This is a genomic window from Bacillota bacterium, assembly GCA_030705925.1.
In the GTDB taxonomy this organism is placed as follows: Bacteria; Bacillota; Clostridia; order Oscillospirales; family Feifaniaceae; genus JAUZPM01.
In genome coordinates, this window is sequence record JAUZPM010000090.1 from 1 (window position 1) to 7,209 (window position 7,209).

Here is a 7,209-nt window from a genome sequence, read left to right on the forward strand (position 1 = left end):
ACAAAGCGCTTACGGTGGATTTTGATGAAGTCGCTGTAACCAGGCGCTTATACAGAACAGGTGAAAGTGAATATTACATAAACCGTGTCGGCGTTCGCCTTCGTGATATTAACGAGCTTTTTATGAATACGGGGCTTGGCAGAGATGGTTATTCTATAATCGGGCAAGGCAAGATTTCAGATGTTCTGACAGCTAAAAGCGAGGACAGGAGACTGATACTTGAAGAGGCGGCAGGTATCTCGAAATACCGTTATCGCAAACAGGAATCTGAAAAAAAGCTTTCTGTAACAGAGGAAAATTTATCACGTGTGCGTGATATACTTCATGAACTGGAAGAACGCGTTGAACCGCTTCGCATACAATCCGAAAAAGCCCGTAAGTTTCTTGATCTCCGGGAAGAAAGAAAACAGCTTGAAATAAACGTTTGGCTGGACAGCATTGATAAGACAAAAGATGAAAAAGAAGAGCTGGACAATAAATATCATATGACAAAGGACAGCCTTGACCTTTTGCAGGACGAAAACGAGTCGAGCGAGCGCGAAATGGACGAATGCTCCGCAGCGATGCAGGAGTGCAATCTGCTTGTTGAACAGCTTCAAAACAGCATAAGAGATAAAGAGGAAGAAGCGGCGTCACTGCAGAGTGAACGGGCAGTTACAGTAAACGATATCGAACATCACAAAGAGCGCTTAGCCAGAATAAAGGAAAGCATCGAACAAGGACAGCTGAGGTTTAAAGAGTTTGAGGATCAGATCGCTTCAAAGCGGTCATCGATGGAGTCGATAAAACAGGATATCGATAAGAAGGAACAGGAACTTTCAGATATAGTCAGCGAAAGCGAGCGGCGCTTGTCCGAACAGTCGGATATAACCGAGACGCTTGAAAAAGTGCGTGCACAGATGACTGTCATGACCGGAGAGGCCACAGATGCAAAAATAAAACTTGCCTCCTTCGAGAGCAGTATTGAAAATGCGGCGGCACGTCTTAACACTATAGAAAATGAACTCGCTGAGCGTGAGGCTTTGCGTAATGATAAAGAAAAAGAACTGCTGGGGATAAACGAACAGCTTGAAGACGTTGCAGAGCGCATTTCCGGCAATTCAAACATAATATCGGGTTATCAGCGAAAGCTTGAAGCCCGCAAGTCAAAACTTGATGAGCTGAACGCGAAACAGCGCGCGCTTGATAACTCTGTGATGGAAAAGAGCCAGAGGATAAGGCTTTTAACAGACATGGAAAAACATTATGAAGGCTTTACTTCAAGTGTCAAGGTCGTTATGAGGGAGGCCGAACGCGGGCGCCTCCGCGGGGTCTGCGGTCCAGTAAGCGAGCTAATCAAGGTCGAGGGTGCTTACACGCTTGCTATAGAGACTGCCCTTGGCGGCGCGGTGCAGCATATCGTTGTTGAACGTGAGGAAGACGCAAAAGCGGCCATTCTAATGCTCAAAAACGAAAATGGCGGGCGTTCGACATTTTTACCGCTTTCGGCTGTGAGGGGCAGCGGGTTTAATGAAACCGGAGTTGACAGATGCGAGGGCTTTGTCGGTATTGCATCGTCGCTGCTGACCTATGACAGTAAGTATGAAAACGTTTTTAAAAGTCTTCTCGGGAGAACGGTTGTTGTTGAACATATTGACAACGCAATTGCAATGGCAAGACGATTCGGTTACCGATTCAAGATCGTGACGTTAGACGGTCAGGTCGTGAACGCAGGTGGCTCAATGACCGGCGGCTCTCAGGTTCGGGGCAGCGGCGTGCTGTCAAGGAAAAATGAAATTGAAACTCTTAATATAGAACTTGTTAAACTTAAATCTCAGGCGGGTGAAGTCGCATCTGAGGCGGACAAGCTTGCAGTTGAAACTGCTTCGATTTCGGCAAGTCTCGACGGCGCTGTTGCCGAAAACAATGTTGCCCGTGAACAGCAGCTGAGACTTGAGGGCGAAGCTGGACAGTATAAAATGCTGCTTGATACGCTGAACGATTCGGTGGAGGCGCTTCAAAACGAGAGAAAAAGCATCAATTTGCAGAATGAAACTGCACAAAAACAGGCAGATGAACTTTCTGCGCTGATTAATGCCACAGAACAGGAACTGTCAAGACTTGAAGGCGAGTATGAGACGCTTTCTGGCAGCCATGAGGAAGCGCTTAAAAATCGCGAACAGCTTCAAACGAGGATTTCAGACGGTAAATTCGAGATAGCTGCTCTTAAAAAAGATGTTGAGATGCTTGAAGCCGGAATTTCAGATATTCTGCGTCAAAAAGAGCTTTTTAGCTCAGAATTGGGAACAATACAGCAAGAGACTGAAACCATCAATGCAAATATCGAAGATCTTAATAATAAAATCACACAGCTTGATGGCGAAGCACTGAAACTGCAGGAAAACATATCAAATTTCAGAGAAGACATCAAGAAGGCTAATGAAAAACGTGATCTTAATGAAAAGCGGATCGCTGAAATACGCAAAAGCAGCAAAGATATGGTATCACGGCGTGAAGGGCTTATCAGAGAGCTTACGAGACTTGAAGGGAAAAAGGCTTCGCTTGAGACGGAGTATGACAACATCATTTCAAGGCTTTGGGAAGAATACGAGCTTACGCTTACAGACAGCTACGCCCTGCGCACAGAGCTTGAAAATCCGGCGGCCGCGGCAAAACGTATCGCCGAGATAAAAAATAAGATGAAAAGTCTCGGAGATGTCAATGTCGGGGCAATCGAGGAATACAAAACTGTAAACGAGCGTTATGAGTTCTTAAAAACGCAGGTTGACGATCTTGAAAAAGCTAAATCAGAACTCACCCGGATAATCGAAAGCCTCACTGAAGAGATGAAAAAAATCTTCTCTGAACAGTTCAAGGCGATTAACGAGCAGTTTGGCCGCGTATTTATTGAACTTTTCGGAGGCGGAAATGCCAAGCTGGAATTATCAGATCCGGGAAACGTTCTCGAATCAGGCATAGATATAGCTATACAGCCTCCAGGCAAAATAATAAAGAATTTAAGCGCATTGTCAGGCGGCGAGCAGGCATTTGTTGCTATCGCACTGTATTTTGCTATAATGGTCGTGAAGCCGTCACCATTCTGCATACTGGACGAGATAGAGGCGGCACTTGACGATGTAAATGTAAGCAGGTTTGCGGGATATCTTGAAAAGATGGCGCGCACATCCCAGTTTATCTGCGTGACGCATAGACGAGGCACGATGGAGCATGCGGGAATATTATACGGTGTGACGATGCAGGAGAGCGGCGTGACAAAACTTTTGACGATAAATGTTGCCGATGTTGAAAAGCATTTCGGCAATACATTATAAATGGAGGATCTATGGGTTTTTTTGAAAAGATAAAACAAGGGCTTGCAAAAACAAAGCAGGGAATCATGGGGCAGGTCGACAGCATGCTCCGCTCATTTGTAAAAATAGATGAAGATTTTTTCGAAGAACTTGAAGAACTGCTGATAATGGCGGACGTCGGCATAGAAACAAGCGAAGAGATAATAGAACGGCTGCGTGACAAGGTCAAGGACGAAAGAGAGACGAACAGCGAGGCGGTCAAGGAATTTCTTAAAGAGATAGTAAGCGATATGCTCCGTGATGAAGAGGGCATGCATCTGTCGACAAAACCGTCGGTGATCCTTGTGGTTGGAGTAAACGGTGTAGGTAAAACAACGTCGATCGGCAAGATCGCAAATCTATATAAACAGCAGGGCAAAAAAGTCATTCTTGGCGCTGCGGATACTTTCAGGGCTGCTGCCGCTGAACAGCTGTGCATTTGGGCTGACCGTGCCGGCTGCGACATTGTACACCAAAAAGAAGGCACTGATCCTGCCGCCGTCGTTTTCGATACGATTTCAGCAGGAAAAAGCCGTGGCGTGGATATCATAATCTGCGACACTGCAGGAAGACTGCATAATAAGAAAAATCTTATGGACGAGCTTGGCAAGATGATACGTGTTATTGACCGTGAACTGCCAGATGCCGATAAGGAAATACTGCTTGTATGCGATGCAACTACCGGTCAGAATGGACTAAATCAGGCAAAAGAGTTCAAAAACGTCGCTCCGCTGACGGGCATTATTCTTACTAAGCTTGACGGCACAGCGAAAGGCGGAATTGTGGTTGCAATAAAACACGAGCTTGATATCCCGATACGTTTTGTCGGCGTAGGCGAGCAGATGGATGATCTGCAGGAGTTTGTGCCTGAAGAGTTTGCAAACGCTCTGTTTGAAGGGCAGGACAGCGATAATGAATAGACCTTTGACAATAGTCGCTGCAACATCAAATAAAGGCAAGCTGCGTGAACTGCGCCAGCTTTTATCCGGTCTTGATATTACGGTGCTGTCAATGGCGGAAGCGGGCGTAAGCGCGGATATTGAGGAAACGGGAACTACTTTCGAGGAAAACGCTATGCTTAAGGCGGAAGGAGTCATGAGGCTTTGCGGACTTCCGACCTTTGCGGACGATTCAGGACTTTCGGTGGACGCATTAAACGGTGCTCCCGGTGTTTACTCCGCTCGTTACGCGGGTGAGAACGCGACGGACAGGGATAGAACCTTAAAACTCCTTGACGCTGTAAAGGATATTCCAGATGAAAAACGTGGCGCGCACTTCGTATCTGCGATAGCATTCGCCTCTCCAGACGGCAAGAGTTTTACTGTTACAGGAAAATGCTTTGGAGTCATCACCAGAGAAATACAGGGCGAAAACGGGTTTGGATATGATCCAATTTTCCTTGTGCCGGAATATAACAAAACTTTTGGGCAGATGCCCGACGAGATTAAAAACAAAATAAGCCACAGAGCTGAGGCAATGAGGCTTTTCCTTCAAAAAATCAAAGAATATATTTAAGGCGGTAATATATGCTGACAAGTAAACAAAGGGCAACTCTGCGCTCAATGGCAAACGGAATCGATACTATTTTTCAGATCGGCAAAGGCGGTATAAACGATAATCTGTATATTCAGGTGAACGAGGCGCTTGAAGCACGGGAACTTATTAAGTTGCGTGTCCTGGAGACATCTCTGGTTTCCGCGAGAGAGGCTGCTGCGGATGTTGCTGAACACTGCGGCGCAGAGATTGTACAGGTTATCGGCACACGGTTTGTGCTTTATAAAGAGTCAAAAAATAAAAAGACAATCAATATATAAGCGGTGAGTTAATGGCTAAAATAGGTATTTATGGGGGAACTTTTAATCCGCCTCATTTCGGGCATGTAAATCTGGCTAAGAATGCGATTAAGGCGCTTGAGCTTGACAAGCTTTTGATTATTCCAACAGCGCTGCCGCCACATAAATCTGCTGATGAATCAGTTGAACAGTCGGAGAGGCTCGAAATGACGCGCATTGCATTTGAAGAGGTAAAAGATGCTGTTGTATCCGATATTGAGCTTAGAAGGGGCGGCATCAGTTACACGATCGATACGCTGAATGAAATTAAACGCTTGGTGGGACCCGAAGATAAGCTTTATCTCTTGATGGGTTCGGATATGTTCAATATGATTGAGAAATGGAGACAGTTCAAAGATATATTCAAGCTTTGCACTATTGCGGTGTTTGAGCGGGAAAACGGCGATACTAAGCTTTCTGAATATGTTTTGTATATAAAAGAAAAATACAATGCAGACATAGTGTTTATTGAAGCGCCGGTCATTGAGATGTCTTCCGAAAATATACGAACAATGTTGCGCTGCGGATGCAATATGGGGCATGTCCTTCCTTACAAACTTGCGCAGTACATTGCAGACAAGAACGTATATCTGCCTGAGCTTGAAGTAATGCTGAGTGAGGTTTTGTCAAGAAAGAGATTTTTACATTCGGTATCAGTCAGGGATGAATCCATAAAACTTGCGCGTATTTATAATGTTGATATTGCTAAGGCTGCTCTAGCGGGACTTCTACATGATATAACTAAGGAAAAAACATATGACGAGCAGTTGCAACTTTGTAAAGAGTTTGGTATAATTTTATCAACTGTGGAAAAAAACGCCCCGAAACTTTTACACGCTAAAACAGGTGCGTATTACATTAGGGAAAAACTTGGCATTGACGATGAAGATATCTTTGCCGCTGTGTATTATCATACGACGGGCCGAGCCGGAATGAGTCCGCTCGAAGAGGTTATATTTCTTGCCGATTTTATAGAACCGCTGCGTGATTTTGATGGAGTGGACAGTATAAGACAATATGCTTATACTGATCTTAACAAAGCAATTGTGACCGCCTGCGACATTTCAATCGATGAGGTTAGAAATAACAACATGACTGTTCATGAGAACACGCTTAGCGCAAGGGCATATTATGCCGGAAGGAACAACATGCTATGAAGATTAAAAAAAGAAACAGAATCATCATCATTGCTGCGGCGGTGATTATTACGCTGCTTGGCGTTGGTGTTTTTGCGGGTTATTCTGTTTATAACGCATCCAAAGTTATGAACGACGGAAATACAAAAAAGATCGATATCGATCAGGATGTCAGCAATGGACTTCGTAATAAAGGCGTCTATACATTTGCTGTAGGCGGAACTGATAAGGGCGGCACAAGAACCGATACTTTGATGCTTGTATATTTTGATACGGTACATTCTAAGATTAATATACTGTCTCTTCCGAGAGATACTTATATTGATACCACCAGCAACAATAAAAAGATCAATTCAGCTTATGCTGTTGGCAAGGGTGACGGACTTAAGGATTGCATTAAAAAAACGTTTGGCATAGAGGTTGACGGATATGTTGTTATCAGTACAAAGGCATTCCGTGATTTTGTTGACGGAATCGGAGGCGTTGAAGTAAATGTTGCCGATGATATGAACTATGATGACAAGGTTCAGGATCTTCATATTCATATCAAAAAAGGTTTACAGGTACTAAAGGGCGAGGATGCAGAAGGATTTGTGCGTTTCAGGCACGGCTATGCCAACGGCGACCTTGCTCGTATCGAAGCACAGAAGGTTTTTATTGCCGCAATGGCAAAACAGGCGGTAAAACCATCTAACCTGCTGAATATGTCCAACATTTTGCAGACTGTTTTCAGTGACGTCAAAACAGACATCGCTTTTTCGGACATGCTTAAATTCGGAACAGACGCATCAAAAGTTGATATGGCGAATATCAAAATGTTTAATGCTCCCGGTGAGGCTTATTTTAAAAACGGTGTCAGCTACTTTACATTATATAAAAATGAAATGCTGGGGCTTCTTAATTCTAATTTTA

At 44.4% G+C, this 7,209-nt stretch carries 6 protein-coding genes; all 6 read left to right on the plus strand.

Annotation, left to right across the window (positions count from 1 at the left end; all coding sequences use genetic code 11):
- A partial coding sequence (gene smc, locus Q8865_10555) for a chromosome segregation protein SMC (GenBank protein MDP4153856.1) occupies nucleotides 1-3,311 on the plus strand: 3,311 nt, incomplete at its 5' end.
- An 11-nt stretch (nucleotides 3,312-3,322) separates the two neighbouring features.
- Nucleotides 3,323-4,249 (plus strand): signal recognition particle-docking protein FtsY, encoded by a 927-nt coding sequence (gene ftsY / locus Q8865_10560; protein ID MDP4153857.1) that lies wholly within the window; start codon nucleotides 3,323-3,325, stop codon nucleotides 4,247-4,249.
- Nucleotides 4,242-4,844: an XTP/dITP diphosphatase gene (locus Q8865_10565; protein MDP4153858.1), complete on the plus strand. Its 603-nt coding sequence runs from the start codon at nucleotides 4,242-4,244 to the stop codon at nucleotides 4,842-4,844. The genes ftsY and Q8865_10565 overlap by 8 nt, the downstream gene beginning before the upstream one ends.
- Nucleotides 4,845-4,855: 11 nt before the next feature.
- Nucleotides 4,856-5,143: a ribosome assembly RNA-binding protein YhbY gene (yhbY, locus tag Q8865_10570; GenBank protein MDP4153859.1), complete on the plus strand. Its 288-nt coding sequence runs from the start codon at nucleotides 4,856-4,858 to the stop codon at nucleotides 5,141-5,143.
- An 11-nt stretch (nucleotides 5,144-5,154) separates the two neighbouring features.
- On the plus strand, nucleotides 5,155-6,318 hold the full coding sequence (gene nadD / locus Q8865_10575) for a nicotinate (nicotinamide) nucleotide adenylyltransferase (protein MDP4153860.1): 1,164 nt from the start codon (nucleotides 5,155-5,157) through the stop codon (nucleotides 6,316-6,318).
- Nucleotides 6,315-7,209, plus strand: an 895-nt coding sequence (locus Q8865_10580) for an LCP family protein (protein ID MDP4153861.1), incomplete at its 3' end; no start/stop codon positions are given. The genes nadD and Q8865_10580, both read left to right, overlap by 4 nt.

Excerpts from the sequence above, each read along its gene's own strand:
- nadD (MDP4153860.1), top strand. The coding sequence starts at position 5,155 with ATGGCTAAAATAGGTATTTATGGGGGAACTTTTAATCCGCCTCATTTC.
- ftsY (MDP4153857.1), top strand. The coding sequence starts at position 3,323 with ATGGGTTTTTTTGAAAAGATAAAACAAGGGCTTGCAAAAACAAAGCAG.
- Q8865_10565 (MDP4153858.1), top strand. The coding sequence starts at position 4,242 with ATGAATAGACCTTTGACAATAGTCGCTGCAACATCAAATAAAGGCAAG.
- yhbY (MDP4153859.1), top strand. The coding sequence starts at position 4,856 with ATGCTGACAAGTAAACAAAGGGCAACTCTGCGCTCAATGGCAAACGGA.